Origin of the sequence: Pseudarthrobacter oxydans (assembly GCF_030812335.1) — a bacterium.
Taxonomy (GTDB): Bacteria; Actinomycetota; Actinomycetes; order Actinomycetales; family Micrococcaceae; genus Arthrobacter; species Arthrobacter oxydans_B.
This window is the reverse complement of record NZ_JAUSSN010000006.1, coordinates 249,138-263,433: the sequence shown is the minus strand read 5'-3', so window position 1 is coordinate 263,433 and position 14,296 is coordinate 249,138. Positions and strand designations below refer to the sequence as shown.

General features: G+C 68.0%; 12 protein-coding genes and 1 riboswitch. Of the genes, 1 reads left to right on the top strand and 11 read right to left on the bottom strand.

The genetic code is table 11. The features are described 5' to 3' along the window. Position 1: 1 nt before the first annotated feature. From J2W14_RS12210 to J2W14_RS12175, 8 genes are all read right to left on the bottom strand, one after another. Positions 2-241 (bottom strand): hypothetical protein, encoded by a 240-nt coding sequence (locus J2W14_RS12210; protein WP_307462730.1) that lies wholly within the window; start codon positions 239-241, stop codon positions 2-4. A gap of 80 nt (positions 242-321) precedes the next feature. Further along, complete coding sequence (locus J2W14_RS12205) at positions 322-1,677, bottom strand: glutamate-5-semialdehyde dehydrogenase (RefSeq protein WP_370871280.1); 1,356 nt, start codon at positions 1,675-1,677, stop codon at positions 322-324. Positions 1,678-1,703: 26 nt separating this feature from the next. After that, complete coding sequence (proB, locus tag J2W14_RS12200; RefSeq protein WP_370871279.1) at positions 1,704-2,873, bottom strand: glutamate 5-kinase; 1,170 nt, start codon at positions 2,871-2,873, stop codon at positions 1,704-1,706. Next, positions 2,863-4,449, bottom strand: a complete 1,587-nt coding sequence (obgE, locus tag J2W14_RS12195; protein WP_307462724.1) for a GTPase ObgE — start codon at positions 4,447-4,449, stop codon at positions 2,863-2,865. The genes proB and obgE overlap by 11 nt, the downstream gene beginning before the upstream one ends. Positions 4,450-4,565: 116 nt before the next feature. Then, positions 4,566-4,829 carry a 50S ribosomal protein L27 gene (gene rpmA / locus J2W14_RS12190; protein ID WP_120949928.1) on the bottom strand — a complete coding sequence of 88 codons (264 nt, stop codon included), beginning with the start codon at positions 4,827-4,829 and terminating at the stop codon, positions 4,566-4,568. A 61-nt stretch (positions 4,830-4,890) separates the two neighbouring features. After that, positions 4,891-5,199 (bottom strand): 50S ribosomal protein L21, encoded by a 309-nt coding sequence (rplU, locus tag J2W14_RS12185; RefSeq protein WP_282380108.1) that lies wholly within the window; start codon positions 5,197-5,199, stop codon positions 4,891-4,893. A 354-nt stretch (positions 5,200-5,553) separates the two neighbouring features. Further along, complete coding sequence (locus J2W14_RS12180; protein ID WP_307462720.1) at positions 5,554-7,236, bottom strand: PfkB family carbohydrate kinase; 1,683 nt, start codon at positions 7,234-7,236, stop codon at positions 5,554-5,556. Beyond that, a riboswitch (TPP riboswitch) is annotated at positions 7,219-7,316 on the bottom strand. Its footprint overlaps the gene before it by 18 nt. A 105-nt stretch (positions 7,317-7,421) precedes the next feature. Beyond that, entirely contained in the window at positions 7,422-10,772 is a 3,351-nt protein-coding gene (locus tag J2W14_RS12175) for an Rne/Rng family ribonuclease (RefSeq protein WP_307462718.1), read from the bottom strand. Positions 10,773-11,243: 471 nt separating this feature from the next. Between J2W14_RS12175 and J2W14_RS12170 the strand changes: the two genes are divergently transcribed. Beyond that, positions 11,244-11,912, top strand: coding sequence for a vitamin K epoxide reductase family protein (locus tag J2W14_RS12170; protein ID WP_307462716.1), 669 nt, complete (start codon positions 11,244-11,246; stop codon positions 11,910-11,912). Positions 11,913-12,029: 117 nt separating this feature from the next. Here the strand turns inward: J2W14_RS12170 and ndk are convergent, their stop codons facing one another. From ndk to J2W14_RS12155, 3 genes are read right to left on the bottom strand one after another with little or no spacing between them, the layout of a single operon-like run. Next, positions 12,030-12,449 carry a nucleoside-diphosphate kinase gene (gene ndk / locus J2W14_RS12165; RefSeq protein ID WP_144670708.1) on the bottom strand — a complete coding sequence of 140 codons (420 nt, stop codon included), beginning with the start codon at positions 12,447-12,449 and terminating at the stop codon, positions 12,030-12,032. A 40-nt stretch (positions 12,450-12,489) separates the two neighbouring features. Then, positions 12,490-12,933: a DUF4233 domain-containing protein gene (locus J2W14_RS12160; protein ID WP_307462713.1), complete on the bottom strand. Its 444-nt coding sequence runs from the start codon at positions 12,931-12,933 to the stop codon at positions 12,490-12,492. A 3-nt stretch (positions 12,934-12,936) separates the two neighbouring features. Further along, positions 12,937-14,295 (bottom strand): bifunctional folylpolyglutamate synthase/dihydrofolate synthase, encoded by a 1,359-nt coding sequence (locus J2W14_RS12155; RefSeq protein WP_307462711.1) that lies wholly within the window; start codon positions 14,293-14,295, stop codon positions 12,937-12,939. Between the last annotated feature and the right edge of the window lies 1 nt (position 14,296).

Here is a 14,296-nt window from a genome sequence, read left to right as displayed (position 1 = left end):
ATTAGTGCCCTTGGCCGTGGTCGTGCTTGTTCGGGTGCTGGCGGTGCGGATCCGCATGCTCCTCCACGGCCTCGTGGCGTTTGCCCAGGTTGGAGTAGGACAGCGTGATGAACAGCATGACCAGCAGCACAGCGAACATCACAGCGCCAACGACGAACGGCGGAGCGATAATCGGCGCGAGTTCCTCGTGGCCTGATTCGCCAGCGGCGCTGACGATTGTGGCGATGTGCTGCAACAGCATGTTCTCCCCTAGTGAGTTCAAGATTTGACGACGGCGGGAATCCCCGCCGTTACGGACTTCTGTTCCATGTTACAGCGTCGCTAGGACCTGATCTGGCCCTCGCCCTGGACGATCCACTTGGTGGTGGTCAGTTCCGTCAGACCCATCGGTCCGCGGGCGTGCAGCTTCTGGGTGGAAATGCCGACCTCGGCACCCAGCCCCAGTTCGCCGCCGTCGGTGAAACGTGTGGAGGCGTTGACGATCACGGCGGCCGAATCCACCTCCGCGATGAAGCGTTCGGCGTTGCCGAGGTCGTTCGTCAGGATGGCTTCGGTGTGGCCCGTGGACCAGGTGCGGATGTGCTTGACGGCGTCGTCGAGGCTGTCCACCATGGCCACGGCGAGGTCCAGGTCCATGTACTCGGTGGCCCAGTCCTCCTCGGTGGCGGGGACCGAGTCGACCGTGGCCGGCAGCGCGGCGCGGATCCGTTCGTCGGCGTGCAGGGTGACGCCGGCGGCGCGCAGGGCCGCGGCGACGGCGGGCAGCACGGTCGAGGCGGAGTGGACCAGCAGGGTTTCCACGGTGTTGCAGACACTGGGCCGCTGGGTCTTGGCGTTCAGCAGGATCCCCACGGCCATCTCCTCGTTCGCGGAGGCGTCGAGGAAAATGTGCACGTTGCCTTCGCCGGTCTCGATCACGGGGACCTGGGCGTTGGCCACGACGGATTGGATCAGTTCCCGGCCGCCGCGGGGAATCAGGACGTCGACGCGGCCACGGGCGCGCATCAGGGCGTTGGCGCCTTCGCGGCCGTACTGGTCGACGCTCTGCACGGCGTCGGCGGGCAGGCCCACCGATTCGAGGGCGTCGCGGAGCACTGTGACGAGGGCGGTGTTGGTGGCGGCGGCGGCGGTCCCGCCGCGCAGAATGACGGCGTTGCCGCTCTTCAGGCCCAGCCCGGCGATGTCCACGGTGACGTTGGGGCGCGCCTCGTAGATGGCGGCGACGACGCCCAGGGGCACGTTGATCTGGCGCAGCCGGAGCCCGTTCGGGAGGGTCTGGCCGCGGACCACGTTGCCGACCGGGTCGGGCAGGTTGGCGAGGTTCTCCAGGGCGTCGGCGAGGCCCTGGATCCGGGCGCCCGTGAGGGTGAGCCGGTCCAGCAGGGCCGCGGACGTGCCGTTGGCCTTGCCGGCTGCGACATCCTGGGTATTGGCGGCGAGGATCTGGGACTGGCGTTCCAGCAGCGCGGCCGCAATGGCGCGGAGTCCGCGGTCCTTCCAGGCCCGGTTGGCGCTGGCCATCCTGCGTGCGGCCTGCCGCGAACGGTCGGCGATGGCGTGGACGGCTGCCTCGACGTCGGCCCCGGAGGGACGCGCCGTCTCTACTTCGGGCATCGGGGTTGCCTGGCCGGGATCGGTGGATCGCTCAGCGGCTTGGGGAATCAGTGCCTCAGTCATCCTTCAAGTCTAGGCGGGACCGCTTGCTAAACCAGAACCAGATCGTCAACGTGAACAACCTCGCGGTCAAATCCACGTCCCAGCGACTCACCGAGTTCCACTGTGGAACGGCCCAGCATCTGCGGCAGCTCGGCAGCGGAATAGTTGACCAGGCCGCGCGCAATAACGGTGCCGTCGGCTGCGACCATTTCCACGGCGTCCCCTGCTTCGAAGTGTCCTTCAACCGCCGAGATCCCGGCCGGGAGCAGCGAGGTGTGGCGGTCGCGCACGGCCTTGACTGCGCCGTCGTCGAGGATCAGCCGGCCTTGCACGTGCGCGAGGTGGGCGAGCCACATCATCCGCACCGGCTTGCGTGCCCCGTTCACGGTGAACCATGTTCCGACGTCCTCGCCGGCCAGGGCTGCCGAGATGTTGGCGGTCGACGTGACCATCGCGGGGATGCCTGAGTCGGCCGCCATGATGGCCGCCTCGACCTTGGTCTGCATCCCGCCGGTTCCGACTCCGGCCTTGCCGGGCGCCCCGATGGTCACACCCTCGAGGTCCTCAGGACCGTCCACCCGGGGAATGCGCTTAGCGCCCTTCGCCGGAGGCCCGTCATAAAGCGAATCAACATCGGACAGCAGCACAAGGGCATCGGCACGGACCAGATGGGCCACGAGCGCCGACAAGCGGTCGTTGTCGCCGAAGCGGATCTTGTGCGTGGCGACGGTGTCGTTTTCGTTGACCACCGGCACGACACCAAGGTTCAGCAGCCTGTTCAGGGCGCGGAAGGCGTTGGTGTGGTGGCTGCGCCGCATGAGGTCATCGGCGGTGAGCAGCACCTGGCTGACAGTCACGCCGTGGGCGCCGAACGCCTGGGTGTAGCGCGCCATCAGGAGGCCCTGCCCCACGCTGGCGGCTGCCTGCTGGGTAGCCAGGTCCCGGGGACGCTTGGCCAGCCCCAGCGGAGCCAGGCCGGCGGCGATGGCACCGGAGGAGACCAGGATGATTTCCATGCCCGCGTTGCTCTTGACTGCGAGGGCATCCGAGAGCGAGATGAGCGCTTCTTCCGAGATGCCGCCCTTGATGCTGGTCAGCGACGAAGATCCGACCTTGACCACGATGCGGCGCGCTCTGGCGAGCACGCTCCTGTCGTCGGTGGGTTCTTCGATGAGTACTGCGGAACTAACACTCACGGTTGCGGGTTCACTCCCCATCTTCTTCGCCCAGTCCACTCTCCTTGAGCGGCTTGTCACGGCGTCCGCTGACGGATTCGGTCCAGATCCCGGCCTTGCGCTCGGCTTCGAGTTCGGCGCGGGCGGCGGCCTTGGCCTCGCGGCGCTCGACCTGCTCGTCGCGCTTCTGTCCGCGGGTGGGGCGGTCGCCGATGTCGGCGAAGCGCACGTCGGTGCCGCGCGGGGCGGCCAGCAGTTCGGCGCCGGCCATCATGGTCGGCTCCCAGTCGAAGACGACGCCGTCGTCCTCGCCGATGACGACCGTGTCACCCGGCTTGGCGCCCTGCTTGAACAGTTCGTTTTCGACGCCGAGCTTGGCCAGGCGGTCGGCGAGGTAGCCGATGGCTTCCTCGTTGGTGAAGTCGGTCTGCTTGACCCAGCGCACGGGCTTGTCGCCCAGGACGCGGAACAGCGGTTCGAGGTTCTTCTCTTCGCGGCGGATCTTGAAGCCGGATTCGTTGACCGCACGCGGCTTGAGGATGGGTGCGTGCACCTTCGGCGGGGCGGCGGCAAGCTCGTCGCGGGCTGCCTGGACGATTTCTCCCATGGCGAAGCCGAGCTGGCGGAGGCCCTCGTGGCTGGTTGCCGAGATTTCGAAGACCTTGTAGCCGCGGGATTCCAGTTCCGGACGGACGAACTCGGCCATGTCCTTACCGTCGGGCAGGTCCACCTTGTTGAGGGCGACCAGGCGGGGACGGTGGTTCAGCGGCACAACCTCGCCGTCGGCTCCGCTGTAGCTCATGTCGACCGCGTACTTCTCCAGCTCGGCCTCGATGATGGCGAGGTCGGAGAGCGGGTCACGGTCCGATTCGAGCGTGCCGCAGTCAAGGACGTGCACCAGGGCGGCGCAGCGCTCGACGTGGCGCAGGAAGTAGTGTCCGAGGCCCTTGCCCTCGCTGGCGCCTTCGATCAGGCCCGGGACGTCGGCAATGGTGAAGCGCACGTCGCCGGCCTGGACCACGCCGAGGTTCGGGATCAGGGTGGTGAACGGGTAGTCGGCGATCTTGGGCCGCGCGGCCGACATGGCGGCGATCAGGCTGGACTTGCCGGCGGAGGGGAAGCCGACCAGGGCGATGTCGGCGATGGACTTCAGTTCCAGGACGACGTCACTGGATTCGCCTTCGATGCCGAGCAGCGCGAAGCCGGGGGCGCGCCGCTTCTGCGAGGAGAGCGAGGCGTTGCCGAGACCGCCGATGCCGCCAGCGGCCGCGATGTATTCGGCGCCTTCGCTCACCAGGTCAGCGAGGACCTCGCCGTCCTTGGACTTGACCACGGTGCCGACGGGGACCGGAAGGATCAGGGTTTCGCCGTGTTTGCCGGCGCGCCAGTCGCCCATGCCGGGGCCGCCGTTGGTGGCGTGGCGGTGCGGGGCGTGGTGGTAGTCCAGCAGGGTGGTGGTCTGCGGGTCGACGCGCAGGATGACGTCGCCGCCGTTGCCGCCGTTGCCGCCGTCGGGACCGCCGAGCGGCTTGAACTTCTCGCGGTGAACGGAGACACAACCGTGACCGCCGGTACCGCCGGATACGTGCAGTACTACCCGGTCTACAAAGCTGGCCACGTGGATCTCCTCAGTGCTGTTCCCCGGGGTCCAAAGACTCCCAAGATGATTGTAATGCGGTTAAAACACCGGTGGAGCGGACCTAATGGCCCGCCCCACCGTTTTAAGACTTGTTGTTACTCTGCAGCTGCAGCAGTCACAATGTTCACGACGCGACGACCGCGGCGGGTGCCGAACTCGACAGCGCCGGGGGTCAGGGCGAACAGGGTGTCGTCGCCGCCGCGGCCAACGCCGGCGCCCGGGTGGAAGTGGGTACCACGCTGGCGGACGATGATTTCGCCTGCGGAAACTACCTGGCCGCCGAAGCGCTTGACGCCGAGGTACTGGGCGTTTGAGTCACGACCGTTGCGAGTGGAACTCGCGCCTTTTTTATGTGCCATTTGGAAATGCCTGCCTTAAAATTCTGGGGAATCTGCTGAAAACCTGAACCGTAACGAGTAGTTACTTGATACCGGTGATCTTGACCTTGGTCAATTCCTGACGGTGACCCTGGCGCTTCTTGTAACCGGTCTTGTTCTTGAACTTCTGGATGACGATCTTGGGACCGCGAAGGTCCTCAAGGATCTCAGCCGTAACCTTTACCTTGGCCAGGTCCGTAGCTGCAGACGTGACCTTGTCACCGTCCACCAGGAGCAGTGCGGGCAACTCAAAGGTGCTGCCGGCTCCACCGGGGACGCGGTTCAGGGTAACGAAGTCTCCAACGGAAACCTTCTCTTGCCGGCCGCCTGCGCGGACAATCGCGTACACCACTGGGGAACTCACTTCTCTCGACGTTTATTACTAGATTTGCGTGCGGAACCTGGGGCCAAAGTTTCTGGTCCGGCTCACGCTGTGCCTCTACGCCGGTGGGTTCCCCGGGGGGACCCATGAGCTATCCCGTGGACAATCGCACTCGAAATCAAGTGGAGCGTCCTCAAGGTCATAACCCAAGTGTTGGCGTAAGCACCGAAGATCTAGACTACGCTAATTTTGCCTTCGGCCGCAAATGAGGCTGGTTCCGAAGGGAGGTACGTGGTAGGCGCCACTCTGTATGGACAGGGTGTTGCCGCAACGACTTCCGGAACCGTGCCCACCTATCGTACAGGCTCCGCCCGGCTCCCCGGGTCAGGCGTGCAGCCGCGGCGCGTCGAAGAAGTCGACCTCGTACCGGGCGGACTGCCGGAAGGCCACGGTCATGGCCTGCCGTTCGCTCTCCGACGCCGCACGTCCCGCCGCGTCGGCGTAGGCGACCGCCTGCCGGGTGGCGGCGGCGAACTCCTCATCCGCGTAGGTGCGCAGCCACACGGCATAGGGGTGCGCGTCCGGGGCTCCGGCGGCGAGGAACTGCCCGTGCAGGGTCTGCCCGACCTCGGCGTAGAGCCAGAAGCAGGGCAGCACGGCGGCCACCAGCACCCCGTAGCTGCCGGAGACCGAGGCGGCCAGCAGGTGGTCCACGTAGGACTTGGTGACCGGCCCCAGCGTCACGTCGGCGTTCCGGGTGCTCAGCCAGGTCCGGTGCAGCTCCGATTCGACTTCGAGGCAGTTCTGGGCGGAACGGGCCCAGAACAGCTGCTCGGCCTCCGTGGGCGCGATCGCTGCGGCGCGGGCCAGGACCCGGGAATAGCCGTTCAGGTACAGGGCGTCCTGGGCGAGGTAGTAGGCAAAGTCCCTCTCCGGCAGAGACCCGTCGGCCAGGCCCCGGATGAAGTCCAGGCCGTAGATCGCGTCGAGGTCCCCGGTGGCCGCGTCGCGCAGCGCGGCGGCGAAGGCCCCCTCGGCCGGGACACGGCCGGTCCTGCCATGGTCCCGGGTGTGCTGCTGGACGTGGTGGAAATGATGCACCGGGCCGTTGCCGGTGCCGACGTCGAGGTCCGCCGAGGCGCGCAGCGCCTCCTGCAGCCACGGCTTGACCTGGCGGAGCGCGGCCTCCCAGTCCCCCGGCCCGTCGTCTCCCAGGATTCTGGCCTGCACGGTCGCCATCGCCGAGGACAGCGAGCATCCGGTGCCGTGGCTGTTGCGGGTGGGCACCCGCTCCCCCGGCACCACGACGACGTCCCGGGCCAGCAGCCCGACGGTGTTGACCAGCGCGTCCGGGCAGCCGCCGGCTCCGCCGTCGTTGCCGCTGGTGCCCCAGGTGTCCTCGTTGCCCTCGTTCCCTTCGTTCCCCGGGTGGCCCCCGGTGCCCCCGGTGCCGCCGGGGCCGCTGCCGCCGTCGAGGTGGCCGCCCTTCACCAGGACCGTGGCCCCGGTTTGGGCGGCGAGCCGTTTGCCCTGCTGCAGGGCCGCGGCCCAGGTCCCGGCGGCGGGCTCCTTGAGCAGGATGGCGAGTTCGGCGAGGTTGGGGGTGATCAGGTCGGCGTAGGGCAGCAGCGCCTGCAGGGCCGCCTCGGCGGACTCCTGCAGCAGCCGGTCGCCGCTGGTCGCCACCATCACGGGGTCCAGGACCACGACGGCGGGCCGGGCCTTCTCCAGCCAGGTGCGGACGGCGTCGATCACCTCGGCGTCCCCCAGCATGCCGATCTTGACGGCGTCAATGCTGATGTCCGCGCTGATGGCGTCCAACTGCGCTGTGAGGAACGCCGCCGGCGGCACATGCACGGCGCTGACGCCGCGGGTGTTCTGCGCGGTCAGGGCGGTGATGGCCGCCATGCCGTAGCCGCCGTGCGCGGCAATGCTTTTGAGGTCGGCCTGGATTCCTGCGCCGCCGGAGGGATCGGAGCCGGCAATCGCGAGCACCCGAGGGATCCGGGGTGCCGACGGGGCGGGGACACACGGAAGAAACGATGAGGTGGTGGTCAAGAGAGACATCCCTTCGCCGGTGCTAACCGGACAGGTTCAACGGGTCTGGATCTCAGCCGGCTCGATGCGCGGCACCCCGTGTCAGGGACCCAGCCTAGCCGGAACCTTTAACGAAGTCGCGGGCACGGCCCGAACCTGGTCGTATTGCTACGCCGTCCGGACCGCACCCGCGGCCTTGCTGAACAGTTCCGGTGTTAGAGCTCCGAAGCCGGAACCCCGACACCGAGGATGATCGGCTCACCGGCGGCAGGCTTGGCCGCCGGTGTGGTGGCTGCCGGGACCTTTGCCTCATGCACCGAGACGGCGGCGGCCTGCCGGGTTTCCTGGCGCTGTTCCACCGAGGTCTCGTTGGCTGCGCCCTGGGCGCGGCTGGCGCTGCGGTTGCGGCGTCCGCGGCGGGCCCGGGAGGTGCCGGCCTCGGCTTCCGCCTCGGTCTGGGAACCCGGAGCCTGGGCGCGTCCCGGTCCGGTTCCGCCGGTGCGCGCCGGAGCGGCCGTTGCGGTCCGGGCTGCCGGAGCCTTCGTTGCCGGCGCACTCACCGACGGCGCAGCCGTTTCCTGCAGAGCCGTTTCCTGCAGAGCCGGTTCCTGCGCGGCCGGAGCCGCGGCTGCCTCGGCTTCACCCAGGTGGGCGAAGGCCTCGGTCAGGAGATCCAGGGTCAGCGAGGGCGCGCTCGTCTCGTCGGCGTGTTCCACGAACGGCAGGGCGACCTGCTCGCCGCCGAACGTCAGCACGGCGGCGGGACGTCCCGCGGCTTCCTCCGTGGCGGCCAGCTCGACGGCTGCCTCGAGGGCGGCCTGGCGGGTCCCGGCGTCGCGCGCCGTGGCTGCCTCACCGTCATGCAGGTGGGCGGCGTGCGCCGCTGCCGCGATGTTCGCCAGCGCGGCGCGGGTGGCCTCGGCCTTGGCGTGGCGCTCGGCCTCGGTGGGCTCGGCGTGGACTGCTGCCGGGGCGGACTGCTCGTCCGCGCCCTGGCCGCCCCGGCCGCGGCGGCGGCTCTTGCGTTCCGTCCGGGCGGCGGGCTGGTGCTCGGTCCGCGGGACGTGGTGTTCGGCGGCCACGACGTTGGCGCGGCGGTGCTCCACCGGCTCGTCGTGCGTGACGATGCCGCGGCCGGCGCAGGTTTCGCACTGCTCGCCGAAGACTTCGAGCAGCCCGGTGCCCATCCGCTTGCGCGTCATCTGCACGAGGCCCAGCGAGGTCACCTCGGCGACCTGGTGCTTGGTCCGGTCCCGGCCCAGGCACTCCACCATGCGGCGCAGCACGAGGTCGCGGTTGGATTCGAGCACCATGTCGATGAAGTCGATCACGATGATGCCGCCGATGTCGCGGAGCCGCAGCTGCCGGACGACTTCCTCGGCCGCCTCAAGGTTGTTCTTCGTGACGGTTTCCTCGAGGTTGCCGCCGCTGCCGGTGAACTTGCCGGTGTTGACGTCCACCACGGTCATGGCTTCGGTGCGGTCGATCACGAGGGAGCCGCCGGAGGGCAGGAAGACCTTACGGTCCAGGGCCTTGTGGATCTGCTCGTCGATGCGCCACGCGGCGAAGATGTCCGTGTCCTTGGTCCACTTCTCCAGCCGGCCCACGAGGTCCGGCGCCACGTAGGTGACGTAGGCCTCGATGGTGTCCCAGGCTTCCTCGCCGGAGACGATCAGCTTGGAGAAGTCCTCGTTGAAGACGTCACGGACCACCTTGATGGTCAGATCGGGTTCGCCGTAGAGCAGCTCGGGGGCGAGGATCTTGGTCGACGAAGACTGTCCCTCGATGCCTTCCCACTGGGCGCGGAGGCGGTTGATATCGTGCGTGAGCTCTTCCTCGGACGCCCCCTCGGCGGCGGTGCGGACGATGACGCCGGCATCTTCCGGCAGGCGGTCCTTGAGTATCCGCTTCAGGCGGTTGCGTTCGACGTCGGGCAGCTTGCGGGAGATTCCGGTCATGGAACCGCCGGGAACGTACACGAGGTAGCGGCCGGGCAGCGAGATCTGGCTCGTGAGGCGGGCGCCCTTGTGCCCGACCGGGTCCTTGGTGACCTGGACCAGCACGGAGTCGCCGGACTTCAGCGCGTTCTCGATCCGGCGCTGCTTGCCCTCGAGGTTGACGGATTCCCAGTTGACTTCACCGGCGTAGAGCACGGCGTTGCGGCCGCGTCCGATGTCAACAAAGGCGGCTTCCATGGACGGCAGCACGTTCTGGACCTTGCCCAGGTAGACGTTGCCGATCAGGGAATCCTGCTGGGTCTTCGACACGAAGTGCTCGGCCAGGACGCCGTCCTCGAGGACGCCGATCTGGATTCTGTCGTCGCGCTGGCGGACGATCATCTGGCGGTCGACCGATTCGCGCCGGGCCAGGAACTCGGCCTCGGTGATGACGGTGCGGCGGCGGCCGGTGTCGCGGGATTCGCGGCGGCGCTGCTTCTTCGCCTCAAGCCGGGTGGAGCCCTTCAGGGACGTGACGCGGTTGTTGACGGGCGCCTCGGTGGCTGCACGGGGCGCCCGGACGCGCGTCACCGTGTTGGGCGGGTCATTGTCTTCCCCGCCGGTCAGTTCCAGGTCCTGGTCGCCACGGCGGCGGCGGCGACGGCGGCGCGAGGTCACGCCCTCTTCGAGCTGCTCCTCGGAGTCCTCTTCCGCTTCTTCTCCGGCGTCTTCGGATTCGTTCTCGGCGCCGGGCTCAGCGTCAGATCCGCGGCTGCTGCGTCCACGGCGTCCGCGGCTGCGGCGGCGACGGCGGCTTCCGGCGTCCTCGCCTTCACCTTCCTCGCCCTCTTCTTCATCGGCTTCCGCCACGGCAGGGGCCGCCGCGGCCGGGGCCGGGCGCACGACGGTGGCCAGGTCGGGGGCCCGGAAGATCATCGAGGTGACCGCTCCCGGCTCGAGGAAGAGCGAGGCGGCGGCGGACGGTGCTGCGGCGGGCGTTTCTGCTGCTTCTGTCGCTGCTGTTGCTGCGGGGACGGCGGCGTCGGCTGCTGCTTCCACGGGGGCGGCGGCTGCTGTTGCTGCTTCCACGGGGGCGGCAGCTGCTGTTGCTTCCGGCGTCAGTGCGGAGCCTGCTGCTGCCGGGGTCCCGGCGTCCGGCGTCACGGCCGGGGTCTCAGCGACGGGGGTTTCCGCGACGGGGGCAGCGGCCTTGGCGCGGCTGGCGCGGCGCCGGACCGGCTTCTCCACCGGAATGTCAGCGGCCGGAGCGGCGGCGGTCTCTGCCGGGGCGGCGGTCTCAACTGCCGCGGCGTCGTCGGCGAAGGCCGGCAGGGGTTCGGCCGGTGCGGCGACCTTGCGGGTGCGGGAGCGGCGGACGGGTGCTTTGGCCTTGGCTTCCGCGGCCGGAGCCTCGGTTGCGCCGGTTGCCTCCGCGGGGACTGCGGCGTCGGCTGCGTCCCCGGAAGCGGCGGCCGTGTCCGCTGCGTCCGCGGGGGTTTCCTTCTTCGGAAGGGCCTTGCGGCGGGTCCGGACAGGCCGCTTCGGCGGCGTTGCCGCGGCTGCGGCGTCTACGGATTCCTCGGCACCGAGGGCGTTGTCGTTAGTCGTTACAACCTGGTCATTATCCATATGTGGCGACACTCCTGCCCCTGAGTGGCCGCCACATCCGGCACCCGTTGGGGCAAATATTTGTCAACACCCGCAGGCATTGACAGAAGTCAATTGGATACCCTCAGGTTCGCACCGGCAGTGGGGTGCGGCAGCCCTGGAGGGCCGGCGGAATTGTTCTGAAACCCGTTGATCTACACGTCACAACCAGGTGCCGTCCAATGGCATTGCGGGACAGCCGGGATCAGAGGATCCGTGGCTCCCTGCTCATCATTGGCGGTCTTGGGAACAAAGTCGCCGGACCGGAATCCGGATGTGGATCGGGTTCCAGCCACGATCATTGTCTCACAGGACCCGCGAAATCAGGCGTAAGCAGGCATCCGGCCCGCACCGTGGACCGAATCACTGGGGACCGCACAACGCTTCCCGGACTTCATCCAGTCTCCGGCGATAGAATCGGACCAGTTGCACCGACCAAAGGACTTTCATTCCATGCCCACCATCTCCAGTGCCACCAGTGAGGCGGCCGAGCAGCAAGGCTCCAGCACGTCAGCCGCGGAACGGCCGTTGCCTCCGATGACCCGGGACCGTCCGTTCGCGTGGCTCCTGCTGATCACCGGCGTCGTCGGCTGGCTTGCCTCCGGGGCGCTGGTGCTGGAAAAGCTGGAGGTCCTCAAGGATCCCAGCCATGTGACGGTGTGCGATGTGAACCCCTGGATCTCCTGCGGGCAGGTCATGCAGACCTGGCAGGGATCGGTGTTCGGCTTTCCCAACATGTTCATCGGAATCGTGGCGTTCGCGGTCATCATCACCACGGCCATGGGCATGCTCGCGGGAGCCACGTTCGCCCGCTGGTACTGGCTCGGCCTGCAGGCCGGCGTGACGCTGGGCTTCGCGTTCGTGGTGTGGCTCTGGTCCCAGGCGCTGTACTCCATCCACATCCTGTGCCCGTTCTGCATGGTCGTCTGGGCTGCGATGATTCCCCTGTTCGTCTGGGTCACCGTCCGCAACGTGACCCACGGCGTCATCCGCCTGCCCGCCGGCGCCACCAGGATCCTGGGCGACTCGGGCTGGATCATCACGGCACTGCTCTACGTCGCCGTGATCGCCACCATCTTCTTCGCCTTCATCCAGGTCTTCATCGGGACCTCCGGCTACTAGGCGCACCACCCGCGTCGAACCATGCGAGGTGACAGTCCGCGAGGTGACAGTTAAGGCCCATGTTCGTGACGAACATGGGCCTTAACTGTCACCTCGGCGGGAGGGTGGGTCCGGAAGTTAGTCCTGGAACCAGATTTTGATCTCGCGCTCCGCGGAGTCCACGGAGTCCGAGCCGTGGACCAGGTTCTGCTGCACCTTCAGGCCCCAGTCGCGACCGAAGTCGCCGCGGATGGTCCCCGGGGCCGCCGTCGTCGGGTCCGTGGTGCCGGCGAGCGAGCGGAAGCCCTCGATCACGCGGTGGCCCTCGAAGATCGCCGCGACGACCGGTCCGCTGAGCATGAACTCGACCAGCGGCTCGTAGAAGGGCTTGCCCACGTGCTCCTCGTAGTGCTGCTCGAGCAGTTCCCGGCTCGCGTCGACCTTCTTGAGCTCGGCCAGGGTGTATCCCTTGGCCTCGATGCGGGCGATGATGCTGCCGGTCAGGTTGCGGGTGACGCCGTCGGGCTTGATCAGGACGAGGGTGCGCTCAATGCTCACAGCTGCTCCAATGTGTTGGGGGCGGGATTCGGAAATAAGTCTAGTTGCTTTGATCTTCGGGGTGGGCTGCGTCCCAGGCGGCCTGTTCGCGTTCCCGCTGGGCGGCCTCCCGGTCAATCCGGATGCCGGTGCGGATGCCGTACCACCAGGCCACCGCGAAGAGGCCGCCGACCAGGAACATGGCCGGCTCCAGGATGCCGGTCAGGATCAGCACAATCTGCAGGATCCAGCCCAGGGCCACTCCCCACGGTTTGGTCAGCACCGCGCAGGTCAGGGCATAGACCAGGCACAGCGTGATCCCGACCGAGAAGATCAGGACCGGCGGGAATTCGTCCCGGCGCAGCCCAAAGACGGTGAGGGTGGCGAAGAGCACCACGAAGGCCTCCAGCAGCAGCACCGTCGAGGCGAACAGGACCTTGGTGGAGCGGCGCTTCTTGGGCATGCCGGGCTGCCATTCCCGCTGGGCTTTGGTGAGTTTCGCCATTGGCTACGCCTCCGCCTTTCCGAGCAGGATCCGGGCTTCCGCGACGAGCGTGATGGACCCGGTGACGAGGACGCCGCCGGCGAGGTCGTCGTTGGCTTCGGCACGTTCCACCGCCCATTCGAGGGCGTCGTCGAGCTTTTCGGCCACGTGGATGTTGTCCTCGCCGAAGCCGAGCTCCAGCGCGAGTTCCGCTAGGTCCTCGGCCGGCACCGCGCGGGGCGAGTTGGACTGCGTGAAGCAGTATTCGGCGGCCAGGTCCCCGAGGGATTCCTTGAGCTGCCGGAGGATTTCCTCGGCGTCCTTTTCCCGCAGGACACCGACCACCACGACCAGCTTGGTGAAGCTGAAGGCCTCATGGATCGCCTCCGCGGAGACCCGGATGCCTTCGGGGTTGTGCGCGGCGTCCACGATGATGGTCGGCGCGGTGCGCACCACCTCCAGCCGGCCGGGCGAGGTGACGGAGGCGAACGCCTCCTGCACCAGCCCGGCGTCGAGCGCCTTTTCGGCGCCGAAGAAGGCTTCCAGCGCGGCGATCGCGACGGCGGCGTTCTCGGCCTGGTGCGCGCCGTGCAGCGGCACCAGCAGGTCCTCGTAACGGCCCGCGATGCCCTGGATGGTGACCATCTGGCCGCCAACGGCCACGGTGCGGGATTCGACGCCGAATTCGACGCCTTCGAAGCGGAACGGGACGTTGGTTTCCTTGGCCTTTTCCAGCAGCACCTGGGCCGCGTCGCGGGGCTGCGCGGCGCTGACGAGGAACCCGCCGGGCTTGATGATGCCGGCCTTTTCGTACGCGATGTCCTCGGTGGTGTCGCCCAGCAGTTCCGTGTGGTCCAGCGAGATCGGGGTGACCACAAAGACCTGGCCGTCGCCGACGTTGGTCGCGTCGGTGATGCCGCCCAGGCCGACCTCTATGACGGCGACGTTGACCGGCTGGTCCGCGAAGATGGCGAAGCCCAGGATGGTGAGGCATTCGAAGTACGTCAGCCGGGGCTGGCCTTCGGCCTCGAGTTCGCTGTCCACGATGGCCAGGTACGGGCGGATCTCGTCCCAGATCCGGACGAAGGTCTCATCCGGCACCGGGGCGCCGTCGATGCTGATCCGTTCGGTGACCTTGGACAGGTGCGGGCTCGTGTACCGCCCGGTGCTCAGCCCGTGCGCGCGCAGCCCGGCCTCGATCATGCGGGCCGTGGAGGTCTTGCCGTTGGTGCCGGTGACATGGATGATCGGGAACGCCTTGTTCGGCTCCCCCAGGATGTCCATGGCCCGGTGCAGCGGGGCCAGCCGCGGTTCCATCTTGTTTTCCGGCGCCCGGCCCAGCAGCTCGGCGTAGACGCTTTCTACGGAGAATTCGTCGGTCATG

What these genes read in the sequence shown, in the direction of transcription:
- J2W14_RS12170 (WP_307462716.1), top strand. Translation starts at nt 11,244, where the DNA reads ATGCCCACCATCTCCAGTGCCACCAGTGAGGCGGCCGAGCAGCAAGGC.
- J2W14_RS12155 (WP_307462711.1), bottom strand. Translation starts at nt 14,295, where the DNA reads ATGACCGACGAATTCTCCGTAGAAAGCGTCTACGCCGAGCTGCTGGGC.
- J2W14_RS12210 (WP_307462730.1), bottom strand. Translation starts at nt 241, where the DNA reads ATGCTGTTGCAGCACATCGCCACAATCGTCAGCGCCGCTGGCGAATCA.
- J2W14_RS12160 (WP_307462713.1), bottom strand. Translation starts at nt 12,933, where the DNA reads ATGGCGAAACTCACCAAAGCCCAGCGGGAATGGCAGCCCGGCATGCCC.
- rpmA (WP_120949928.1), bottom strand. Translation starts at nt 4,829, where the DNA reads ATGGCACATAAAAAAGGCGCGAGTTCCACTCGCAACGGTCGTGACTCA.
- J2W14_RS12180 (WP_307462720.1), bottom strand. Translation starts at nt 7,236, where the DNA reads ATGTCTCTCTTGACCACCACCTCATCGTTTCTTCCGTGTGTCCCCGCC.
- proB (WP_370871279.1), bottom strand. Translation starts at nt 2,873, where the DNA reads ATGGGGAGTGAACCCGCAACCGTGAGTGTTAGTTCCGCAGTACTCATC.
- J2W14_RS12205 (WP_370871280.1), bottom strand. Translation starts at nt 1,677, where the DNA reads ATGACTGAGGCACTGATTCCCCAAGCCGCTGAGCGATCCACCGATCCC.
- J2W14_RS12175 (WP_307462718.1), bottom strand. Translation starts at nt 10,772, where the DNA reads ATGGATAATGACCAGGTTGTAACGACTAACGACAACGCCCTCGGTGCC.